The organism is Ruminococcus sp. (genome assembly GCF_017549005.1).
Lineage (GTDB): Bacteria > Bacillota > Clostridia > Oscillospirales > Ruminococcaceae > Ruminococcus.
In genome coordinates this window covers 1-22,936 of record NZ_JAFYYT010000014.1, presented here as the reverse complement: position 1 = coordinate 22,936, position 22,936 = coordinate 1, and the positions used below count along the sequence as shown (strand labels likewise).

The window sequence follows — 22,936 nt, the reverse complement described above, 5'->3', positions numbered from 1 at the left end:
TTGATATCATATCGCTTCAAATATATGACCGCAGAAAGGGCATCTCGGATAGTCCACGTCGATCTCCGAGCCGCATTCACTGCATATCTTCTTAGGAAGAATGTCTATGCTCTCGTCGATATCCTTATTGAACTCCCCGACAAAGCCTGTAGGGTGGGTAACAGGAAAAACTCCTATGAGCATACCGCATTCAGCGCAGTAATATCCCAGTGTCTTATCCGTCGGTACCTCGCATATCATAGTATCATTCTCAAAGAACGTGGACACGGGATAAACGAGAGTCGAATGCCTTGACGGGATACCCCGCTGTTCGATCTTGAAAACGCCTTTTATCATAGGTTTGCCGCAGTGGAACACATTTCATCCCTCCTAAAGCGATTATAGTAATATTATAGACCTTTTTTCCATGAAATTCAAGTCCATATCGAAATAAAAAAATAGCAGAAATCTATTGCAAATATAGTCAAAATGGGGTATAATATTCATGTATGACACATTTCGGTATGCCGTTCACCGTAATTCGGCAGCTCTTCATGAGTCGGGAGAAAATATGGCAAAAAAGAAAAGCATTACAAGGATTTCAGATAAAAAAAGAGGCAGACCTAAGTTAAGATTCAGTATATGGGGACTTATCTTTATATTCATGCTCTCATTTCTGGGCTGCTTCATAATATATATGGTAGCTGCAAACATGAACCAGAACTTCTGGGATGAAGAATTTGACAAGGTCGTTGTCGAAGAGAGCTCCGATAAAGCTCCGGACGAAAGTATCGCAGCCGAAAGCAGCGAAAATCAGGATGAAAAGCCGCAGAATAAGCTTGCCAATCCGATACAGCAGTCTCAGGCAAAAGACAAATCCTATCTTGATTCCTGCTGCCTTGTAACAGATTCCTCACTTCTCGGTATCGACAAATATACAGATCTCAAAGATGTTATCGGAAACGATACCCTTAACGCAGCAAGCTGCAATACAGTTACAATAGATACTTCCTACGGAAACAAGACCGCTTATGAGATACTCCAGGCAAAAAAGCCGGAAAATATCTATATAATGCTCGGAAGCGACATCGGCACGTCGGAAGTCGACGATATGGTATCGAATTATACTGAGTTTGTAAAAAATGTCAGGGGATATCTCACATCTGCCGACATCTATATATTACAGCTCCCGCCTGTTCTCGAAAGCAATGAGAAGGTTAACAACAGCCTAATAAACGAATACAATACAAAGCTTCTTACAATTGCGAATATGACAGGCGTATATTGCCTTGACACTAATACCGCTCTGAAGAGCGTTGACGGTACGATATCGGAAGAATATATCAACTCCGAAACAGGTGCTCTTACAGAAAAAGCATTCAAAAAGATCACCGAATACATACTTTGTCACACAGTATAATTTCCAGTTCCAACACTATATATAGTGTTGGAGCTTTTACATTTAGTAGACGTCTTTTAAACGCCCGAATATCGCCAAAAGCACGTTTTATAAATAATTTATGCATATTTATCACAATTATTCTTATGATTTAAGCTCTTCTATTGTACATATGCTACATTGACATATCAAATATAATTATATATAATATTAGAAGAGCATTAGAAAGACAGACACTATATATTGTGTTTGGAGGTATGGTATAGAAATGATAATACACATTATTAAAAGAGACGGACGAAAAGTTCCTTTTAATATAGAAAAGATCGCAAATGCTATATTTAAAGCTGCACAAGCAAGAGGCGGCACGGATTTCAACACGGCTATGGATTCTGCCGTTGAGGTATGCCGACTCTACGAGGAACAAAACCCCGGAAAAACTCCAACTGTTGAAGAGATACAGGATCTTGTAGAAAAAGTTCTCATTGAAAAAGGTCACGCTAAAACAGCAAAGGCTTATATTCTCTATCGTTACGAGCGCACACGCTCACGTGAGATGAAAACCAATCTGATGTGCGTCCTGAATGAGCTTACCTTCAGTCCTGCAAAAGACAGTGACATAAAGCGTGAAAACGCCAACATCGACGGCGATACCGCTATGGGCACAATGCTCAAGTACGGCTCGGTATCTGCCAAGGAATACTATGAAATGTACGTCCTTGAGCCTGCACACGCAAAAGCTCACCGTGAGGGCGATATACATATACACGACCTTGATTTCTACACACTGACGACTACCTGTACACAGATCGACCTGAAAAAGCTGTTTACAAACGGCTTTTCAACAGGACACGGCTTCCTGAGAGAGCCAAACGATATCGCAAGCTATTCGGCTCTTGCCTGTATCGCTATCCAGTCCAATCAGAACGATCAGCACGGTGGTCAGAGTATCCCTACATTTGACTATGCTATGGCTGACGGTGTTAAAAAGACCTATGCCGCAAGATACAGACAGAATATCGCAAGAGCATTGTCACTTTTAGGCGGCGTTGAAAACGAATTCGAGGCTGTTGACGAGATAAAGAAAGAACTTACCGAAAAATACGGGCTCCAGCCTGTTCTTGCAAACGATAACGGCTACAAGGAAAAGGAACTGGAACTGCTGCTCAAGTACACCGATAAGGAAACTGCTGAGAAAATTCAGGCTTTCGCCACAAGAAACGCTGAAAAAGAAACAGACAGAGCTACTTATCAGGCTATGGAAGCGCTTATCCACAACCTTAACACCATGAACAGCCGTGCAGGCGCACAAACTCCGTTCAGTTCGATAAATTACGGTACAGATATAACTCCCGAGGGAAGAATGGTAATAAAGAACGTTCTTCTTGCACAGGAAGCAGGCCTCGGCAACGGCGAGACGCCTATATTCCCGATACACATCTTCAAGATCAAAGAGGGTATAAACTATAACCCCACCGATCCCAACTATGACCTTTTCAAGCTTGCCTGCAGAGTATCTGCAAAGAGACTTTTCCCGAATTTCTCGTTTATCGACGCACCTTACAACCTCCAGTACTACAAGGAGGGCAATCCCGATACCGAGATAGCTTACATGGGATGTCGTACACGTGTTATCGGAAACAATTTTGATCCTTCGAGGGAAATTGTCACAGGAAGAGGAAACCTCAGCTTTACATCTATAAATCTTCCGAGACTTGCAATAAAGGCTGACCACAACGTAGGACTTTTCTTCGATATGCTCGAGGAAAAAATGGAACTCGTTATAGATCAGCTCATGCACCGCTTCAAGATCCAATCTCAGAAAAGGGTAAGGAACTATCCTTTCCTTATGGGACAGGGAATATGGATTGATTCCGACAAACTCGGTCCCGACGATACAGTAGGAGAGGTACTCAAACACGGTACACTTTCCGTTGGTTTTATCGGACTTGCCGAAACTCTTAAAGCTCTTATCGGAGCACATCACGGTGAAAGCGAAGAAGCACGTGAGCTCGGATTGGAGATAGTATCCTCCATGAGGAAGAGACTTGACGAAGAGTCAAAGCGTACAGGTCTCAACTTCTCACTCCTCGCAACCCCTGCTGAGGGACTTTCTGGACGTTTTGTACGTATGGACGCTAAGAAATACGGCATTATCGAAGGCGTTACCGACAGAGACTACTATACAAACTCTTTCCACGTGCCTGTATATTATCCTATCAGTGCTTTCGAGAAGATAAAAATAGAAGCTCCCTACCATGAGCTTACCAATGCAGGTCACATCAGCTATATCGAGCTTGACGGCGATCCGCTTGAAAATCTCAGCGCTTTTGAAAAGATAGTTCGCTGCATGAAGGAATCAGGCATCGGCTACGGAGCTATAAATCATCCTGTAGACCGCGATCCATGCTGCGGATATACCGGTATCATCGGTGAGACCTGTCCATGCTGCGGCAGAAAGGAACATTCAGACAATGTTGCCTTTGACAGGATTAGACGTATCACAGGATACCTTGTAGGAACTCTTGACCGCTTCAACAACGGCAAACGCGCGGAAGAACACGACCGTGTAAAGCATGATGTATAAGGTGATATAATGGAACTCAGAATTGCCGGAACCGTCAATGATTCTATCGTTGACGGCCCGGGAATAAGATTTACAGTATTTGTACAGGGATGTCCTCATAATTGCAGAGGATGTCACAATCCGCAAACTCATGATTTCAGCGGCGGAACTATTGTCAGTACCGACGAGCTGCTTGAAAAGATAAAAGGGAACCCTCTTCTGGACGGCGTGACATTCAGCGGGGGAGAGCCTTTCTGTCAGGCGGGAGCACTTGCTTCTCTTGGAAAAGAGATAAAAAAGCTTGGTCTTAATATCGTAACGTATACGGGCTATACGTTTGAAAAGCTTTTCGATTCCCGTGACCAGAATAACTGGAACGAGCTGCTTGGTGTAACTGATATTCTTATTGACGGACCGTTCATCCTTGAACAGAAGGATTGGGAAATAAAGTTTCGCGGAAGCTCAAATCAGCGCTATATCGACTGTCAAAAAAGCCTTGAAGAAGGCAGAGCAGTCGAAGCTGATCCATAAATAAGTGTAAAAAGCAGACTTCTTGAGTCTGCTTTTTACTGTAATAACACGACAGGGCAGCCGAAAGGCTGCCCTGAATTTTTAATTGTTTGAACCTGACTTTTTAGCCTCGATCTCAGCAAGAGCGTCCTTGCGAGAAAGATTGATCCTGCCCTGGCGGTCGATCTCTGTAACCTTTACAACGATCTCGTCACCGATAGAAACAACATCCTCAACCTTTTCAACTCTCTGCTTGTCCAGCTTGGAGATATGAACAAGTCCATCCTTACCGGGAGCTATCTCAACAAATGCGCCGAAGTCCATTATTCTTACGACCTTGCCCTTGTAGATAGCGCCGACCTCAGGATCGTTAGCGATAGTATTGATTATCTGGAGAGCCTTGTTTGCGTTATCTCCGTCAACACCGCTGATAAATACATTTCCGTCGTCACTGATATCGATCTTAACATCACAGTCAGCAGATATCTTCTGGATGACCTTACCGCCCTGACCGATAACCTCGCGTATCTTGTCAACAGGTATCTTTGTCTGGAGCATCTTGGGAGCATACTTATTGACTGTAGGTCTGCTCTCAGGAATAGCCTTGAGCATTATCTCATCAAGGATGTAGATACGAGCCTTTCTTGTTTTCTCAAATGCCTGCTTGATGATAGCAGGAGTAAGTCCGTCAACCTTGATATCTACCTGTATAGCTGTGATACCCTTGTGAGTACCGCCGACCTTGAAGTCCATATCGCCGAAGAAGTCCTCAAGACCCTGGATATCTACCATAGTCATGAAGTCATCACTGTCGGGAAGTGTGATAAGTCCGCATGAAATACCTGCAACAGGTGCCTTTATCGGAACGCCTGCGTCCATAAGCGCAAGTGTCGAACCGCAGATAGAGCCCTGTGACGTAGAACCGTTTGAAGAAAGCACCTCGGAAACAAGTCTGAGAGCATACGGGAAGTCCTCAACAGAGGGGATAACAGGAGCAAGAGCTCTTTCTGCAAGAGCACCGTGACCGATCTCACGACGTCCGGGACCTCTGCTTGGCTTTGTTTCGCCGACAGAATAGCTCGGGAAGTTGTACTGGTGCATATATCTCTTGGAATCCTCTTCGTCAAGACCGTCTATCTTCTGACAGTCGCTTACAGGACCAAGTGTGCATACTGTGAGTACCTGTGTCTGACCTCTTGTAAAGAGACCTGAACCGTGAACACGGGGGAGAACGCCAACTTCAGCAGCAAGAGGACGGATCTCGTCGATTCCACGGCCGTCAACACGCTTTCCTTCATACAGCCATGCGCGAACGATCTTCTTCTGGAGCTTATAGATACACTCGTCGATCATAGGTATCTGCTCTGGATACTTCTCATCGAAGTTAGCATGGATATCATCTATGATGGGAGCAAGTCTCTCATCACGAACGTTCTTGTCGTTTGTATCGAGAGCTACCTTTACGCGGTCGGAAGCAAATGCTTCGATAGCGTCAAACATATCGTGGTCAACTTCCATTGACTCAAATTCAAACTTGGGCTTACCGATCTGAGCGCGGATATCATTGATGAATGCTACCATCTTCTTGATCTCTTCGTGACCTGTAAGGATAGCGTCAAGCATTGTATCCTCGGGAACTTCGTTAGCTCCAGCTTCTATCATAACGATCTTTTCAGCAGTACCTGCAACTGTAAGGTTAAGGTCAGTCTTGGCTCTCTGCTCAAGAGTAGGATTGAGAACGATCTCGCCGTCAACAAGACCTACATTGATACCTGCGATAGGTCCGTTCCACGGGATATCAGAAATAGAGATAGCGATTGAAGTAGCTATCATACCTGCGATTTCAGGTGAATTATCAGGCTCTACAGCAAGAACTGTCATTACAACAGAAACATCATTTCTCATGTCCTTCGGGAAGAGAGGACGGATAGGTCTGTCGACACAGCGTGAAGTAAGGATAGCCTTTTCGGAAGGCTTGCCCTCACGCTTTGTGAACGAGCCGGGGATCCTGCCTACTGAGTAAAGTCTTTCCTCATAATCAACCGAAAGAGGGAAGAAGTCAACGCCCTCTCTTGGCTTTGCACTTGCTGTTACGTTTGCCATTACAACTGTCTCGCCGTATCTTACCCAGCATGAACCGTTGGAAAGTCCGCAGGTCTTGCCGGTTTCAACGATGAGCGGTCTGCCTGCATACGTTGTTTCAAAAGTTCTGTAGTTTTCAAACATCTGATTTGCCTCCAATTTTATGATAATATTTCAGAGGAGAGCCTTTAGAAGTTAGAGGTAAAAGCCTGAAAAAACGTTCCGGCTCTTGCCTCTGACTTCTAATCCCTGCACTCTGATAGACGTAAAGGCAGAAGGGTACAGAACCCCACTGCCTTTATAAACAAGATTACTTACGGAGACCGAGCTTTTCTACGATAGCACGGTATCTGTTGATATCCTTCTTCTTGAGATATGCAAGAAGGTTACGTCTGTGACCAACCATCTTAAGAAGACCTCTTCTTGAGTGGTGATCGTTCTTGTGGCTCTTGAGGTGTTCTGTAAGGTCGTTGATTCTTCTTGTAAGAATAGCGATCTGAACCTCAGGTGAACCTGTATCGTTTTCGTGTGTTCTGTTAGCCTCGATAACGGCTGTCTTTTCATCCTTCAATAACATTTGAAGCACCTCTTGATAAAATATTCCGTCAACTCAGTGGGGGGTGAAAATCGAGGTCATGCCCCGGACCAAGTACACGGTGATAATATTATACCATATAATAATAAATTTGTAAAGCCTTTTTTTCATTTTTTGCGAATTTTTCTTGCGCTTATGTGAATGGAAGTTGTCGCAGCACCGTTATCAAAGTCTGTATATATCGTTTTATTAAAGAATATAGTTGACTATTCCGTTGTAATGTGTTAAAATATATGTAGCGAGTTCTGACGGATTAACGGATTGGAGGATCAAACCATGAAAAAAAATGCTTTTGAATATGTATGGACAGACAAAAAACGTTCAATTTTCGGACTGCCTCTTACTTTTACACGTTATTATCTTACGGAAACGAAATTCATAACACGTACAGGTTTTCTCAGTATCGACGAGGATGAGATAGATCTTTACAAGATCACAGATAAAAAAGTCAAATATCCGTTTTTTCAGCGTCTTTTCAACTGCGGAACGATAATCATATACAGCCGCGACGCAGATACTCCGTCAAAGGAAGTACACTGCGTAAAGAATGTAAGAAAGGTCTCTGAGCTCATAGACAAATACCTGAATATAATGCGCGACAGATACGGCATAAGAGGAAGGGATATGATGGGATTCCATTCAGGTCACGATCACTTCGACGATTACGACGATATGCACGACAGTGACGGAGATTTTTGATTTCAGAGGTGATTGGAAGAAATGCTATCGTTTATTACAGAAAAAGAATCCAGCTGGGACAGGCTTAAAGCCGAAGAACGTCCGATATTTATCTACGGAATGGGAGACGGCGCACTGAAAATAATGTCCGTTTTCCGTGAGAAGCATATAACTGTAGCAGGTATATTTGCCAGTGACGACTTTGTCCGCGGACATTCCTTCGAGGGATACAGAGTACATAAGCTTTCAGAGATTGAAGAAGCTGTAGACGATTTCGTAGTTGTGCTTGCATTTGCCGCAGGATACCAGGAGATAGTCGATAAAGTCGTGGAGATCGCCTCAAAGCACACTCTCTATGTACCCGATGTTCCTGTAGTTGGCAGGGGATTGTTCACTTATGAGTACTGCATGGAAAATGCGGATAAGATACAACAGGTCTATGACAGCCTTGCCGATGATTATTCACGCAAGGTATATGCAAATATTATAAACTTCAAGATAAGCGGCAAGATAGAGTACCTTTCCGCAGTAACTACAACAAAGGCTGATATCTACAAAAAAATAATAAAGCCCACAATGAACGAGGTATACGTAGATCTCGGAGCATATAACGGCGATACTATCAAGGAACTGCTTGAATTCACACACGGAAGCTATGTTTCCATTTACGCGCTTGAGCCTGATAAGAAGAATTTCAAGAAGCTTGCAAAATTCATCGACAGAATGTCCCATGTTTATGCCTTTAATTCGGCAGCATGGTGTGTAGACGGAGAGCTCCCGTTTGCCGCAAAGGCAGGACGCCAGTCAGCTATCACAGCTGAGTCGGATAATATGATAGGCGCACTTTCAGTCGACAGCGTTCTCTCAAAGAAGCCTGCTACCATTATAAAAATGGACGTTGAAGGCTTTGAGCGCGAGGCTATATGGGGGGCAGCCCTTACCATAGCACATTACGCGCCTAAGCTCATGGTGTCGCTCTATCACAGAAACGAAGATATATTCGAGCTTCCGCTTCTTATAAAGAAGCTCAACCCGTCTTATAAGCTGTATATAAGACATCAGTTGTACATTCCCGCATGGGAAACAAATCTTTACGCTACAACATGACAAAAGCGATAGACAGTAAGTCTATCGCTTTTCTTTATATTCACACTTCTTTTGTTTCATATATTTTTATGGATATCACCCACGATATGAGCAGCATTGCAGCTAATACTATAAAAGCAACTCCGCTGAATACAGCCGTATTACTGAATAACTTAACCATTTTATCGCTTAACTTACCAGAATCGGAAAGCAACACAGCAGGCAGTGTTCCACAAATAATACCAACTATTATCATATAAATAATCCTACCTTTTGCGGTACCATATTTAAGATTTATTGGAATTGAAATACAGGGAACAGATAATCCAATCATCATTGAACATATCATCATGAATATTACTTCATTTATACTACCATGATTTCTGTAATTCATTATTCCCATTACAGTACCGATTATAATTGTTGAAATCATTGATAAAATAAGGACCATAGCATACTTTGAAGAAACAATTTTCTTTTTGTCCACAGGCAAGCACTGTACATATCTGTCCCAATGGCAGAGCTCGTCATGAGTCATCTGACCAAGTGGAAGCATAGCTAAAAGAGCTGGAACTAACATAAGAAACATATTTTGATGGTTAAAAATACCAAAAAGTGCAAAAGCTGGTAATACTAGAACAGAGAGTTTATTATTCTTGAATGTAGTAATTATTTCCTTAAAAATCAAGCCTTTCATTTATTTTTCCTCCTTAGCCATAAATACAAAAAGATCTTCTATTGTGACAGGTACGGAACTGAAACCCGAGGGGATCTTCTCAGCCTCAGCAATAGCTTCAACTCCGAATTTACCGACCTTTTTTCCTCTTATTGCCGACTGGTCGAGCTCTGAAAGCTGCTGTTCGGTCACATTGATAAACCTGAACTTCTCAAGAAGTATGTCTTTTTCCTCACAGAGCATAAGCTTTCCGTTGTGGATAAATGCAATATAATCGCATATCTTCTCAAGATCGCTTACGATATGCGACGAAATAAGTATCGAATGATCGTCATCTCGTGTAAAATCGTTAAGAATGTCTATTATCTCATCTCTAACGAGCGGATCAAGACCGCTTGTAGGCTCGTCAAGTATAAGAAGCTTTGCTTTGTGGGACAAAGCCACAGCGATCCCAAGCTTCATTTTCATGCCCTTTGAAAAATCCCCAAACTTCTTGTCTCTTGGGAGCGAAAACCTGTCCATATAGCTGTAAAACTGCTTTTCGTCCCAGTTTTTAAAGAATTTCTTCATTATTTTATTTACGTCATTGACGTTTGCTATTGCCGGAAGTCCGACTTCGTCAAGCACGACGCCTATATCGTTTTTAAGGTCGGCATTCATTTTTTTGCCCATTATTTTTATGTCTCCGCCGTCAGGTTTCACCATACCAAGGATAGAACGTATAGTCGTACTTTTGCCTGCTCCGTTTTCTCCTATAACACCCATGATACAGCCGCTCGGAAGGGTAAGGGAAAGATTGTCCAGCTTAAAGCCCTTATAGTTTTTTGTAAGATTTGTTATTTCAATAGCGTTCATAAAAAATCACTCCAATTCATCAATTATATCGAACATATCAATTATATCCTCTTTTGAAAGCTTACATAAAGCAGCCAGCTTTCGTATTTCATTCATATGCTCCTCAATAAGCTTGAGATTATGTTCTTTCAGCATTTCAGTATTCTGTGCCGCAACAAAACACCCCTTGGCAGGAAGAGTGTAAATATACCCTTCACGTTCAAGCTCGTCGTAGGCTCTTTTGGTAGTCACAACGCTTATGCGAAGATCCTTTGCAAGAGTCCTTATAGACGGCAGGGGTTCATTGGCCGCTAAGCTTCCGCATATAATCATATCCTTGATCTGATTGTAGATCTGATCGTATATCGGCGCACCGCTGCGATTATCAATAAAGATATTCATCTGTGCTCTCCTTTCTCACTGTATATATACAGTATACACAGATTTAACAGATTTGTCAATACCTTTTCCGAAAAAAATAAAAAAATTTCCGTACAGAATAAACTGTACGGAAAACCGGTATTATATAAGTTTTCTTTCATCACAATACTCGCATTCAAGAAGAGTTTCATCTCCGCTTGAACGGAAGCTTTTTGGAAGATATGTTTCGTGATTTGTAATACATTTCGGATTTGAACACTTAACGCCGCTGAATACCTTGCCTTTAAGCGTTTCCGACGATTTTTTCTCCTTCAATATAGTCATAATAAGAGCCATTCTCACGAACATACCGTATTTAGCCTGCTTGAAATACATCGCGCGCTCATCGTCGTCCACGTCCACAGTTATCTCGTCAACACGGGGCAGGGGATGCATAACTATCATATCCTTCCTTGCACCCAGCATTTTTTTACGGTCAAGTACGTATGTATTCTTCTGAGCGAGATACTCATCCTCACTTGCAAAGCGCTCCTGCTGTATTCTTGTCATATAAAGCACGTCAAGACTTCCGATAGCCTCTTCGATAGTATTGACTTCCTTGTAGCAACTGCCGTTTGCCTTGATGATATCCTTAATATACGCAGGCATACCAAGCTCATTTGTGGAAATAAATACAAATTTATTGTCAGGGAACATACTGAGGGCTTTACAGAGCGAATGAACTGTCCTTCCGTTGAGAAGGTCGCCGCACATTCCTATGGTAAGTCCCGAAAGAGTTTTCTTTTCTATTTTAAGTGTAAGGAGATCGGTGAGAGTCTGTGTAGGGTGAAGATGACCGCCGTCGCCTGCATTTATAACAGAGCAGTCCGAGGTCAGCGAAGCAGCCTTTGCAGCACCTGCGATGGGGTGTCTTATTACAAGAACATCCGCATAGTTACTTACGATCTTTGTTGTATCCTTTATGGTCTCGCCCTTAGCTACAGATGAATTTGCAGGATTGTCAAATCCGATGATCTGACCGCCAAGACGTATCATTGCTGTCTGAAATGACATCTGAGTTCTTGTTGAGGGCTCATAGAAAAGGGTAGCCATTATCTTTCCGTCGCACGCATGAGAGAACTGTTCGGGCGACTTGTATATCTCTTCTCCCAGCTCCACAACTTTCTTCCACCATGAAACAGGATAATCATTCAAGTCTATAAGGTGCTGATATTCTGAAAACATATTATTGACCTCCGTTGTTTTTACAGTATTTTGCTGCCGTTGATTATCATTTCAAATTGTACGCCGAGATACTCGGAAGCCCTTCTGCAAAGCAGCATACGCTTCATGAATATTTCAAAATACTCAAGTACAGAAGATATTTCCGTATCTATCTGAAGCTCAAGAATAATAGATGATTTATCGTCATTGAATCTTACATTTGACTTTTCCACAGCATAGTTTACTCTGTCGTGTATATCAAATGTGAGAAGATCGGTATTACGCACACGGCTCCTGCGGACGTCGGTCTTGTCGCCGATTATCATAGCAGCCGAAATAGCGTCAAGCGGCTGTCCCGTGCCCTCGTCGTGATTGCCGATAGCGGAAATGATAGAGCATATCTCGTCTGCAGGCATACTAAGACAATCAAGAAGTCTGAAAGCCATAACAGCTCCGCTCTGAGCGTGATCTACTCTGTTTATGACATTGCCTATATCATGCATTATAGAAGCTATTCTTGCCAGCTCCACTGTTCTGTCGTCATATCCGAGTCCCTCGAGTATCATTGCCGAAGTGTGTGCAACTCTCTCAACATGAGGGAATGAATGCTCCGTATATCCGAGAGCTTCAAGCGCCTGATCCGCACGTCTGATATATTCCATTATATCAGGATTCTGTTTTATATACTTATAAGTAACTATACTTGCCATAAAATCTCCTGTCGATCAATATTTTCCGTTATTTTCAAAATAGACCTTATACCATACAAGGAATATGAATACGGTCCATATTTTTCTGCTGTTGTCAGCTTTTCCGTCACGATGATCGTATAAAAGCTTGAGCAGGGGAGCGGTATTGAAGAACTGCTTCGAGCAATCGCTTTCAAAATAGCTCTTTACAAGGCTGTAGTACTTTTCTTCCCTGAGCCATACCCTGATAGGAACAGGGAAACCGAGTTTCTTTTTTGCAGCTGTTTTGGCTGTCTGCTTCGGAGTATCCTTTTTAGCGGCAAGTCTCATTGCATATTTGGTGATATATTTAGTCTCGGCTGTGCTCTTATCGTGAGTAACTCTGTACTTTGTAGGTATTCTCTCCGCCAGAGCCATTACCTCCTTGTCAAGGAAGGGGACTCTTAACTCAAGAGAATTAGCCATACTCATTTTATCTGCTTTAAGAAGAATGTCTCCTGCCATCCACATATGAAGATCGAGGTACTGCATTTTCGTAACATCGTCTTTGTTCTTCACATTGTCGTAAAACGGCTTTGTAAGAGCAGTAGGGTCCGGAGCGTCAGTTTCTATCTTAAGAAGCGACTTTCTCTCCTCGGGAGTAAACATATAAGCGTTTCCGATGAATCGTTCCTCAACATCTCTGCCCTTACGCACAAAGAAATTCACTCCGCGCTTTGCCGGCAGCTTTGCAGCTATTTTTCCGATACCGCGCTTTATGCTCCTCGGGAGCCTGTCATAGACTGTACCATTCGGGTCGCTGTAAACATTATATCCGCCGAATATCTCGTCTGCGCCCTCACCCGAAAGAACGACCTTAAGCTTTTCCGAAGCTATATTGCACACAAAATACAGTGCAACTGCCGACGGGTCGGCAAGGGGTTCGTCCATATGGTACTGTATCATGGAAAGGCTGTTCCAGTATTCCTCGGGGGAGATCACCTTGCTGGTGTTCTCCTTGCCGATATACTTTGAAAAATTCTTTGCCCAGCCTATCTCGTTGTATTTTTCGTCACTTCCGAATCCAACTGTAAAAGTCTTGTCAACGTCTGCAATTGCAGCAACATAGCTTGAATCCACGCCGCTGGAAAGGAAAGAGCCGACTTCAACATCAGCTATCTTATGAGCTTCCACCGAATCATGGAAGGTATCGGATATCTTGTTGACCCATTCATCAAGTCCCGGCTTGTCATCGGCATTGAAATGAACGTCCCAGTAGCGTTTAGCCTCAAAATGACCGTCCCTGAATCTGAAATAATGTGCAGGCGGGAGCTTGTAAACATTTTTAAAAAACGTTTCAGAGGCAGGGGAGTACTGAAAAGTCAGATAGTTCTCCAAAGCCGCAGTATTGAGTTCCTTAGTGAATTTCGGATGCTCGAGGAAGCTTTTTATCTCCGAGCCGAACATAAGAGTACCGTTCATATTGGCATAATACATTGGCTTTATGCCAAAGAAATCACGGGCGCCGAAGAGTTCCTTTTTGTTTTTATCCCATATAACAAAAGAAAACATTCCTCTGAGCATATTCAGAAGCTTTTCGCCAAACTCCTCATAGCCGTGTATAAGGACCTCCGTATCTGTATTTGTCCTGAATTTATGGCCTTTTTCAATAAGCGTCTCACGAATAGTCTTATAATTGTAGATCTCACCGTTAAAAACGATGACAAGCGAATCGTCCTCGTTGAATATAGGCTGATCTCCGCTTGAACTTACGTCAATGATACTGAGTCGTCTGTGTCCGAGAGCTATATCTTCGTCAATATACTTTCCATATGCGTCCGGACCTCTGTGCTTTATTCTGTCCATCATTTTTCCGAGGACTTCGTCTGAATTGCTGATATTATTCGTAAAACCTACGATTCCGCACATATAATGTGACCTCCGATTTACCTAAGCTATTGATCTCCCAAAATATTATACTACAAAAAGCAGCAATTTGCAACACTAAAGTTATAAAATATAAAAGTATTATTCCGAACCCTTGTCGTCAGATTTGATTTTTGAAAGCGGATTGCTCTCAATAGCATTTCTGACGTTCTCGTCGTTAAGATGAGTATATATCTCTGTAGTGGCAATACTTGCGTGTCCGAGGAGCTCTTTCAGAGTGAGCACGTCTGCATCTCCGTACTGATACATAAGCGTAGCCGCCGTATGACGCAGCTTATGCGTAGTGATACCTTTACCGTCAAGTCCGGCCTTTGTAAGCGTATCCTCAACTATCTGCTGAACACGCCGCTTGGAAATACGTCTGTTCTGATTACTTATGAATAGTGCAGGCTCACTTGTAGCTTTCGGATTGTTTTTTCTTATCACAAGATACTTCTGAAGCGCGTCCACACAGGCAGAATTAAGGTAAACCATTCTTTCCTTACTTCTTTTTCCGAGAACTTTAAGACGATTTTCATAAAAATCAAGGTCAGAGATATTTATTCCTACAAGCTCACTGAGTCGCATACCGCAGTTAAGAAAAAGCGTTATAATGCAGTAATCGCGTTTGGAATCGGCATTATCGGCAGTTTTGAGGAGCCTCAGGCTCTCATTCAGAGACAGGAATTTCGGCAGGGAAGCCTTTGGAACGGGAACATCAAGGTCCTTTGTAGGGTTTTCATCAATAATATGAGCAACTTTTTCAAGATATTTGAAAAAGCTTCTCAGAGATGAAATCTTTCTGTACCTTGCGCGGTCTTTATTTCTGCGCTCGTCAGAAGCGTAAAAAATAAAATTATAAATATCAGAAATGCTTATATTTCTTAATTCAGAAACAGACATATCACGGATATCTATCTCTTCAAGTGGTTTTCCGGTGCTATGAAAGTTTTCATACACAAACTTAAGAAAAAGCCTTATATCGGTGTAATACTCCTCAATAGTACGCTCTGCAAGAAGCTTTACTATCTTCATGTGAACAAGATAATCATTCAGGAATTCAGGGTTCGACTCATTATTATAGTTATTCATATTAACTTTTCCTTTATTAGACATTCTAGAACCTTTGATTCGCGTTCAATAAGTATAAGGTCATAGATATCATGAGAATGCGTGCGATTGACTAAAATAGCGTGTTCAGGATATACATATTGCAGTTCAAAGCCTTCATCAAGTTCATAATCGTCCAGTTTCTGTGAAATAGCCGAATCCTCAGTCTGACAGAGATAATAAAAATTTTCCTGTTCAAATATCTCATTTTCAGCAACACGGCTTTTCTGAATACGCAGTACCGATCCGTATTCCTCAACAGTACTGTCGATTACAGTAAGGCCTGTTTCTTCAAGAACTTCACGCTTGAGTGCGGTGATAATGTCTTCATTTGATTCAATCCCGCCGCCCGGAAACTTATAATAATCATATTTGTGACTGTAGACCATTGCGACCTTATTATCCTTAATAATAATACCGCGAACCGACGGACGCCGGAATCTTTTTAAATTTATATCATAGTCCTTCAGGTCCATTCTGAAAAGCTCTCTCATAATATGTACAACTCTCCAATGCTTTTATTTCACCAAATCAAAGTTTCACCAAACTTTGATTTGGTGAAACTTTGTGTTAAATTTCATTAGTATCATTATATCACTTCTCTGCAATATTTTCAATATAATCCCCATTATTTAAATAACAAAGAAAAAGCAGTATGTTTAAAACATACTGCTCCATGAATTAGTTTATACCAAGCTCAGTTTTTGATAAGGTCAGCATAGTTAACACGTATCCATTCAGATATCGTAGAAATAAAAACCGAGTTCGTCGGGATGTCCGTCACGCCCTGAAGAACATTTACGAATATCTTTTCTGCAAGCTCTGTATTATGTCTGTACCAGCCAGACTTTATTGCGTGTCTGACCGCCCTTTCCACAGAACATTCTGTAGTATGGTAGTTTTCAGCCATTTTTGCATAAAGCATTTTTGTAAGCGCGTTGATAGGTTCTTTTGTAGTTACGCAAATATAAATACAGTCACGCAGATAATGATACCCTTTGGTATTTGGAGATATCCCAAAATTAAGTAAGAGTTTTACTATAATCGTTGCTAATTCATTCATTGATCAATCACCTCTCAATATGCTTACAGACAAATTATAACACATTATCGAAATAATTCATATAGCGTATTTCATCGAAATATGACGAGTTTTGTCGAATTGTAGCGAAAACAACAATAAATAATAGTAAATGGTTATAAAATAAAGGAACAGCGGTGCTGTTCCTTTACGAAGTTAATTCTTTATTTGTTTTGCAACAAGGCTTTCTCCGCAGTAAATAGCCCTGAGCTTTGGCTTTTCAATCTTGCCTGTAGGATTTCTCGGTACATCAGCAAAGATTATCTTATGAGGTCTCTTGTATCTTGGAAGCTTCTGACAGAAAGCGGTTATATCTTCTTCTGTACAGGTATGATCCTCCTTGATTGAGATGATTGCTGCTGCAATTTCACCAAGGCGGTTATCAGGAAGTCCGATAACCGCTACGTCCTTTATAGCAGGATGGCTTCTGAGGAAGTCCTCGATCTGCACAGGATAAAGATTTTCACCGCCGCTGATGATAACATCCTTTTTACGGTCAACAAGGTATATAAAGCCGTCCTCGTCTTCCTGCGCCATATCACCCGTAAACAGCCAGCCGTCTTTCAATGTTTCGGCAGTAGCTTTTTCGTCGCGATAGTAACACTTCATAACGCCCGGACCTTTTACAGCAAGCTCGCCGACCTGACCACGCTCGACTGTATTGCCGTTTTCGTCAACTATCTTGACTTCCCAGCCAAATCCTGCTTTACCGATGGCGCCTACCTTATGGATATTCTCAACTCCGAGATGAACGCAGCCGGGACCAATAGATTCACTAAGGCCGTAGTTAGTATCATACTGATGTTTAGGGAATACCTTCTTCCAGCGAGCAATAAGCGACGGAGGAACAGGCTGAGCGCCTATATGCATAAGTCTCCACTGATCAAGGTCATATTTTGAAAGGTCAATCTCTCCCCTGTCTATAGCGTCAAGAATATCCTGTGCCCACGGTACAAGAAGCCATACGATAGTACAGCCCTCAGCAGAAACAGTTTCGATTATAGACTTAGGCTTAACGCCTTTAAGAAGAACTGCCTTGCTTCCCGAATAAAGGCTGCCGAACCAGTGCATTTTAGCACCGGTATGATAAAGAGGCGGGATACAAAGGAAAATATCGTCACGGGTCTGACCATGATGATTCTGCTCCACCTTTGCCGAGTGCATAAGGCTTGTATGATCGTGAAGGATAGCCTTCGGAAAGCCTGTAGTACCCGATGAGAAGTATATTGCCGCATTATCATTATCATTAACAGTAACATCAGGCTCTGCGCTTGCACAGTTGGCAACGAGACTATCATAGTGCTCCGCAAAAGTGGGACATCCCTCGCCGACATAGAAAAGAAGCCTGTTTTTGCTTATTTCATCTGCTATTTCTTCGATTCTTCCTATAAACTCAGGACCGAACACAAGAATATCAACTTCAGCAAGGTCGAGACAATACTTTATCTCATCTGATGTATAGCGGTAATTGAGAGGTACTGCAAGAGCTCCCGTTTTGAGTATGCCAAAGTATATAGGCAGCCATTCGAGACAATTCATCAGAAGTATTCCGACCTTATCGCCCTTATGTACTCCGCGCTCGATAAGCATATTTGCAAAGCGGTTAGCTTTTTCATCAAAGACCTTCCAGGTTATCTCACGTCTGTAATGACACTCCGGATTTGGCTCTATAAGCTCATATTCCTTCCATGTTCTGCGGCGTACTTCTGTTATTTCTGGATTGATTTCAACAAGCGCCACGTCGCTGCCATATAATTCTGCATTTCTTTTAAGTAATTCTGTAATAGGCATTATACGTTTCCTTTCTGCCAAAGCAGCTCTGTACTTTACCATTTAAAAGCCAAAAAGCTGCAAAGCAATAAACTATTTTTATTTTATCACAAAAAAGCGAAAAAGTAAATACTTTCTTTATGTTTTATTAGCCAAATTACGTCATTACTTTTTTAACATATTGCATAAACAAAGGCGCATATAAAACATATGCGCCTTTAAGATTTTATTACTTTTCCTCAACATCAGCCGAATCAACAGTAGCCTCAACCACTGTTTCCGCAGCTTCTGCAACTGACTCTGCAGTTTTCTCAACTACCTCGGCAACTTCGTCAGCTTCTGATGCAGTCTCTTCCACCTGCACCTTCTGTCCGCACTTGTCGCAGAAAGACTGCTCCTTGCTTATCTGAGCACCGCAGTTTGTACAGAACATCTTGTCCTCAAGCGACATAAGAACCGCTTTTAATTCTGCAAGCTTCTTATTCTTTTCCTTAATGTCTGAAATTGTATTTTCAAACTCACTTTCAGGATCATCGCATATCTTTTCGTACATTGCCTTGCCGAGCACTATGTAGTCAGCGTTTATACTGGATTCAATGCCGGAAATCTCACTTTTGATCTTTGTTTTCTCCACTAATTTCTTTGAATTGGCGGAAACAGTCTTAGCACCGCGCTCAACGGAGCCTCCGACTTTACTGGCAAAACCTTTAACTGAATCAACGAAACCCATAATGAGTTACCTCCTTTATATTTTATATACATATTTTAACACATTGAAAGTCGTTCGTCAAGTATAGCTTGGCTTTTCGGTTATTTTAAATTTTACTGCATTGAGCGCTCTTACCGCAGCGTCGGAAAAATCACTGCAAACTGTTGAATAAAGAGTCATGATTATATCGTCTGCATTAAGATGATCTCCGATCTCGCAGTTCATTACGATACCTGCACTCATATCTATCTTGTCGTTCTTGTTAAGTCTGCCTGCGCCGAGCAGAACAGATGTCATACCAAGTTCTTCACAGTTGAAGCCGAGAATTTCCATTTCCTTTGTGGCTCTGATCTCATATTTCAGCTGAGGCTGCGGCAACAGTGACGTATCATCACATATTTTTTCGTTACCGCCGTGGAGTTTTATCGTTTTACGAAGAATATCAAGAGCTTTTCCCGAGGAAACAGCTTCCTCAGCCATTGCTCTGCACTCCCCGTCGGTCCCCTTCCCTGCCAGCCTGAGCATATCAGCAGCAAGCTCTATACAAATATCGTACAGCCTGCCCTTTGTCTTGCCCTGCAATACCTCAACAGCTTCCTTGACCTCAAGAGCATTGCCGATATTTCTTCCCAAAGGAGAATCCATATCCGTAACATCAGCTTTGCATTTCTTTCCTGCTGACTTGCCTACCTTTTCCATGAGCCTTGCAAGCTTTTCCGCTTCGTTCCTATCCTTCATGAAAGCACCCGAACCGTATTTAACGTCGAGAACAAGACAATCCGTATTTGTAGCCAGCTTTTTGCTCATTATGCTTGCACATATCAGCGGTATGCTGTCAACTGTTCCCGTAGCATTGCGCAAAGCGTACATCTTCTTATCCGCCGGGCAGAGCTCGCCTGTCTGTGATATTATGGAAAAACCTGTTTCTCTTAATATACTTTCAAACTCGTCAAGAGAAAGATCAGTCCTGAAACCATCAATGCTTTCAAGCTTATCAATAGTTCCGCCCGTATGACCGAGTCCTCGTCCCGACATTTTTGCAACGCATACACCGCAGGCTGCAACGATAGGTCCGATGATAAGAGAGGTCTTATCGCCCACGCCTCCTGTACTATGCTTGTCCGCTGTAAAGGGAATATTGAGTTTCAGAGTATCGCCGCTGTCGCGCATAGCAGCAGTAAGGGCAAATGTTTCCTTTTCGGTCAGACCGTTCAGACAAACTGCCATCAGCCATGCAGACATCTGATAATCGGGGATATCTCCCTTGGTAAAGCCGTTTACGAGCCATATGATCTCCTCTTCGGACAGCTCCTGAGACTTTTTTGTTTTATTGATAATGTCAATGATGTTCATGATCCACCTCCTATGTGTATATTTTACCATAATAGCAATAATAATTCAATAGTTTTTGTGAAATTGTCCGTTGTTTTTACAAAAAATTCATGATTACAAGAAATAAAACGAATGGAGCTCCGAGAATTACGCTTCCCGATATATTGAAAAGATTCAAAGGAATGTTCATTCCTATGATTGAACCATATTTGTTTACAATAAAAAGGGCTGCGCTGCCAGTAAAAGCTCCAACAAAAAAGGAAAACAGCTTTTTATCGCGCCTGCAATAGTAAATTATCATTATTACAGTCACAATCCCGCATATTATTTTAAAAATATATCCCGAATCCATTTCTCAACCTCTCACATCAGTATATATCCAAGAGCAATAATAAGCTTCATATCAGCGCCCTCCTTTATGAGCATATACATCAGAGCGCCTATGAGAAGCTTGTCATTGTCTATCTTTCCGTCAAAGAACTCGTCGATCAAATCGTCGAAGAGCTTGCTTTTTGAAGAATGCTCATTGTTGCAGTCCTCATGTACAGGCTCTTTCTTATCTGATGAGGGCGGAACATCGGCAGCAGCTTTTCTGTGAATGCCGTGATATAGGTTCATATGCTCTTTTTTCGGATATTTTGACCCATACATTACCATTGCGGCTGCCTATCCCCCTTTCATCAGATAAGATCCTGCAGCATTCCGCTGTCCTTTATCATGTTCCAGACTGCAAGAAGCTTCAGAAGCTTCAGGGCCTTATCGACTCTCTTCTGCTTTTCCACACCGAGATGAGGTCTAAGAGCGAGAAGCAGGTCGGTATTCTTATCCTGTCTTGAAGCCTCTCCGATAAGACTTGTCAGCTTCATAACAGAAGAAATGTCGATATCGGGCAGATTTGCCCCATTACTGTTTGTTTCGGAGCTGTTATCCTCTGATACCAGCATTTGTGCAAGCTCCGAAAGCTGTTTCACGCTCTCCTCATCTGACAGCAGATCGCCTATTTTGTTCATTATATCGTCCATAGGCTGCCTGATTTATTTTTTCGTGCCGGAAAGCTTCTCATATATGGCTTTTGCCTGCGGACTGCTCATCATTTTTTCAACAATCTGCGGATTGTTAACAGCCTGTTGAAACTTTGCAGCGTCGCTCGGAGACATAGCAGAGATAGCACTGTCGAATTTACCTTCTTCAAGTTCCTTTTTCAGCTTTTCGGAGGGAACTCCTATCTTTTTGCTGACAACATTGAGAAGAGACGCTATTTTTCTGGGATCAATATTATTATTCATATTTAGCTCCTTAAATATAATATATTCAATAATAATATATTGCTTTTTCCAAAGAAATATGTTATAATACTTTTGTAGTTAAAATTCGTATTTCATTTAATTTGGAGGGATCAAACTTGCGTATCGTTGTACTATCTGATACACACGGCAATTCTTATGCTCTCGAAAGTGTCATTTTAAGAAATACAGACGCAGACTGGATATTCCACCTCGGCGACGGTGAGCGCGAGCTTGATAATTTTATTCTCTCACATCAGAAACTCGCTCCAAAGATAATCCATGTGGCAGGAAACTGCGATTTTGACAGTCTCAGTCAGGAGGTATTTGTTCTGCCTGTTATGGAGCATAAGATACTTGCGACCCACGGACATCTTTACGGCGTGAGCAGCTCCCTCGACAAGCTCAGAGAGCTTGCTCTGACAAACGACTGTGATATCGTACTTTTCGGGCACACTCACATGAAGTACGAAAGCTATGAGAACGGAATATATTTCTTAAACCCCGGGAGCGCTTCTATACCTCGTGACGGCAGCAAGCCCTCATTCGGACATATCGACATCTCCCCTGCCGGCGTTGTACTTAATATAGTCGATGTATGATCTCCCCTGCTATATTCTATGCATAAGCACTGCATTTGTTACATAAAATGAAAATATCCCCTTGAACATTTTAAGTTCAAGGGGAGTATTTTATGTTTGCATCTTATTCCTTTTTTCGTCACTGGATGAAATGTTCCTTAGTTTCCATTCATCTTTTTCAAGAACAAACGTAAACTCTCTTTCATCAGAAAGTGAACTAATCTTTTCGTCTCCATAAACCCATTCAATTCGTCGTGTAACACTTATAATCTTGTCACTCTTTTTCGTAACAACAAGAGCTGTTGAATAAGTAAAACGTTTGCTGACATCACTTTTACGGTACAATTTGTATACGCCGTCACCTCAGAGCCATCTGCACGGACTCTCAGAGCCACGTTGCCGCGCCTTGAGAGCCACCTTCACGGATCAAGAGCCACACCTTGCCGCTGACTGCTCGGCAAAAAGCGAGCCTGCCTGACATCACCTC

The 22,936-nt window shown here is 42.2% G+C and carries 25 protein-coding genes; 6 read left to right on the top strand and 19 right to left on the bottom strand.

Translation table 11 applies throughout. The annotated features are described in order from the left end of the window. Positions 1-6: 6 nt before the first annotated feature. Positions 7-357, bottom strand: coding sequence for a zinc ribbon domain-containing protein (locus tag IKW96_RS05090; RefSeq protein WP_296571169.1), 351 nt, complete (start codon positions 355-357; stop codon positions 7-9). Between the two features lie 193 nt (positions 358-550). Here IKW96_RS05090 and IKW96_RS05085 point away from each other — a divergent pair, with 193 nt between their 5' ends. From IKW96_RS05085 to nrdG, 3 genes are all read left to right on the top strand, one after another. After that, on the top strand, positions 551-1,399 hold the full coding sequence (locus tag IKW96_RS05085) for a hypothetical protein (protein ID WP_296571167.1): 849 nt from the start codon (positions 551-553) through the stop codon (positions 1,397-1,399). A gap of 247 nt (positions 1,400-1,646) precedes the next feature. Beyond that, entirely contained in the window at positions 1,647-3,965 is a 2,319-nt protein-coding gene (locus IKW96_RS05080; RefSeq protein ID WP_296571162.1) for an anaerobic ribonucleoside triphosphate reductase, read from the top strand. 9 nt (positions 3,966-3,974) lie between these two features. Continuing rightward, positions 3,975-4,475 (top strand): anaerobic ribonucleoside-triphosphate reductase activating protein, encoded by a 501-nt coding sequence (gene nrdG, locus IKW96_RS05075; RefSeq protein ID WP_296571159.1) that lies wholly within the window; start codon positions 3,975-3,977, stop codon positions 4,473-4,475. Positions 4,476-4,556: 81 nt separating this feature from the next. Here nrdG and IKW96_RS05070 read toward each other — a convergent pair whose 3' ends face one another. Next, positions 4,557-6,680, bottom strand: a complete 2,124-nt coding sequence (locus IKW96_RS05070; RefSeq protein WP_296571154.1) for a polyribonucleotide nucleotidyltransferase — start codon at positions 6,678-6,680, stop codon at positions 4,557-4,559. A 166-nt stretch (positions 6,681-6,846) separates the two neighbouring features. Further along, entirely contained in the window at positions 6,847-7,113 is a 267-nt protein-coding gene (rpsO, locus tag IKW96_RS05065) for a 30S ribosomal protein S15 (protein WP_294750319.1), read from the bottom strand. Positions 7,114-7,407: 294 nt separating this feature from the next. Between rpsO and IKW96_RS05060 the strand changes: the two genes are divergently transcribed. Together IKW96_RS05060 and IKW96_RS05055 are read left to right on the top strand one after the other, a co-directional pair. Continuing rightward, positions 7,408-7,830: a PH domain-containing protein gene (locus IKW96_RS05060; RefSeq protein WP_296571150.1), complete on the top strand. Its 423-nt coding sequence runs from the start codon at positions 7,408-7,410 to the stop codon at positions 7,828-7,830. Positions 7,831-7,851: 21 nt separating this feature from the next. Then, positions 7,852-8,916 carry an FkbM family methyltransferase gene (locus IKW96_RS05055; protein WP_296571146.1) on the top strand — a complete coding sequence of 355 codons (1,065 nt, stop codon included), beginning with the start codon at positions 7,852-7,854 and terminating at the stop codon, positions 8,914-8,916. A 40-nt stretch (positions 8,917-8,956) separates the two neighbouring features. On the opposite strand, the gene IKW96_RS05050 is transcribed toward IKW96_RS05055, so the two are convergent. The 16 genes from IKW96_RS05050 to IKW96_RS04975 form a co-directional block, all read right to left on the bottom strand. Next, positions 8,957-9,592 (bottom strand): ABC-2 transporter permease, encoded by a 636-nt coding sequence (locus IKW96_RS05050; protein ID WP_296571142.1) that lies wholly within the window; start codon positions 9,590-9,592, stop codon positions 8,957-8,959. Next, positions 9,593-10,426 (bottom strand): ABC transporter ATP-binding protein, encoded by an 834-nt coding sequence (locus IKW96_RS05045; protein WP_296571137.1) that lies wholly within the window; start codon positions 10,424-10,426, stop codon positions 9,593-9,595. Between the two features lie 6 nt (positions 10,427-10,432). After that, complete coding sequence (locus IKW96_RS05040) at positions 10,433-10,807, bottom strand: GntR family transcriptional regulator (RefSeq protein ID WP_296571132.1); 375 nt, start codon at positions 10,805-10,807, stop codon at positions 10,433-10,435. Positions 10,808-10,927: 120 nt separating this feature from the next. After that, a complete protein-coding gene (gene pyrB, locus IKW96_RS05035) occupies positions 10,928-12,010 on the bottom strand; it encodes an aspartate carbamoyltransferase (RefSeq protein WP_296571127.1) in 1,083 nt (360 codons plus the stop codon). Positions 12,011-12,030: 20 nt separating this feature from the next. Next, positions 12,031-12,699, bottom strand: coding sequence for an HD domain-containing protein (locus tag IKW96_RS05030; RefSeq protein ID WP_296571124.1), 669 nt, complete (start codon positions 12,697-12,699; stop codon positions 12,031-12,033). Positions 12,700-12,714: 15 nt separating this feature from the next. Continuing rightward, entirely contained in the window at positions 12,715-14,586 is a 1,872-nt protein-coding gene (gene asnB / locus IKW96_RS05025) for an asparagine synthase (glutamine-hydrolyzing) (protein ID WP_296571120.1), read from the bottom strand. A 99-nt stretch (positions 14,587-14,685) separates the two neighbouring features. Beyond that, positions 14,686-15,675, bottom strand: a complete 990-nt coding sequence (locus IKW96_RS05020) for a tyrosine recombinase XerC (protein ID WP_296571116.1) — start codon at positions 15,673-15,675, stop codon at positions 14,686-14,688. Then, positions 15,672-16,187, bottom strand: coding sequence for an NUDIX domain-containing protein (locus IKW96_RS05015; RefSeq protein ID WP_296571113.1), 516 nt, complete (start codon positions 16,185-16,187; stop codon positions 15,672-15,674). The genes IKW96_RS05020 and IKW96_RS05015 overlap by 4 nt, the downstream gene beginning before the upstream one ends. A gap of 203 nt (positions 16,188-16,390) precedes the next feature. Further along, positions 16,391-16,756: a sporulation initiation factor Spo0A C-terminal domain-containing protein gene (locus IKW96_RS05010; RefSeq protein WP_296571111.1), complete on the bottom strand. Its 366-nt coding sequence runs from the start codon at positions 16,754-16,756 to the stop codon at positions 16,391-16,393. Positions 16,757-16,930: 174 nt separating this feature from the next. After that, positions 16,931-18,565, bottom strand: coding sequence for a class I adenylate-forming enzyme family protein (locus IKW96_RS05005; RefSeq protein WP_296571107.1), 1,635 nt, complete (start codon positions 18,563-18,565; stop codon positions 16,931-16,933). A gap of 208 nt (positions 18,566-18,773) precedes the next feature. Then, positions 18,774-19,274, bottom strand: coding sequence for a zinc ribbon domain-containing protein (locus IKW96_RS05000; protein WP_296571102.1), 501 nt, complete (start codon positions 19,272-19,274; stop codon positions 18,774-18,776). Between the two features lie 57 nt (positions 19,275-19,331). Then, a complete protein-coding gene (locus tag IKW96_RS04995) occupies positions 19,332-20,606 on the bottom strand; it encodes a thymidine phosphorylase (protein WP_296571099.1) in 1,275 nt (424 codons plus the stop codon). A 76-nt stretch (positions 20,607-20,682) separates the two neighbouring features. Then, positions 20,683-20,937 carry a pro-sigmaK processing inhibitor BofA family protein gene (locus IKW96_RS04990; RefSeq protein ID WP_296571095.1) on the bottom strand — a complete coding sequence of 85 codons (255 nt, stop codon included), beginning with the start codon at positions 20,935-20,937 and terminating at the stop codon, positions 20,683-20,685. An 11-nt stretch (positions 20,938-20,948) separates the two neighbouring features. Next, positions 20,949-21,203: a hypothetical protein gene (locus IKW96_RS04985; protein WP_296571091.1), complete on the bottom strand. Its 255-nt coding sequence runs from the start codon at positions 21,201-21,203 to the stop codon at positions 20,949-20,951. 62 nt (positions 21,204-21,265) lie between these two features. Next, positions 21,266-21,595, bottom strand: a complete 330-nt coding sequence (locus IKW96_RS04980; protein ID WP_296571087.1) for a hypothetical protein — start codon at positions 21,593-21,595, stop codon at positions 21,266-21,268. A gap of 24 nt (positions 21,596-21,619) precedes the next feature. Next, positions 21,620-21,871 carry a hypothetical protein gene (locus IKW96_RS04975; protein ID WP_296571082.1) on the bottom strand — a complete coding sequence of 84 codons (252 nt, stop codon included), beginning with the start codon at positions 21,869-21,871 and terminating at the stop codon, positions 21,620-21,622. Between the two features lie 116 nt (positions 21,872-21,987). Between IKW96_RS04975 and IKW96_RS04970 the strand changes: the two genes are divergently transcribed. Next, the gene (locus IKW96_RS04970; protein WP_296571079.1) at positions 21,988-22,470 is read left to right on the top strand and encodes a metallophosphoesterase; all 483 of its coding nucleotides are present in this window, start codon (positions 21,988-21,990) and stop codon (positions 22,468-22,470) included. Positions 22,471-22,936 lie beyond the last annotated feature (466 nt).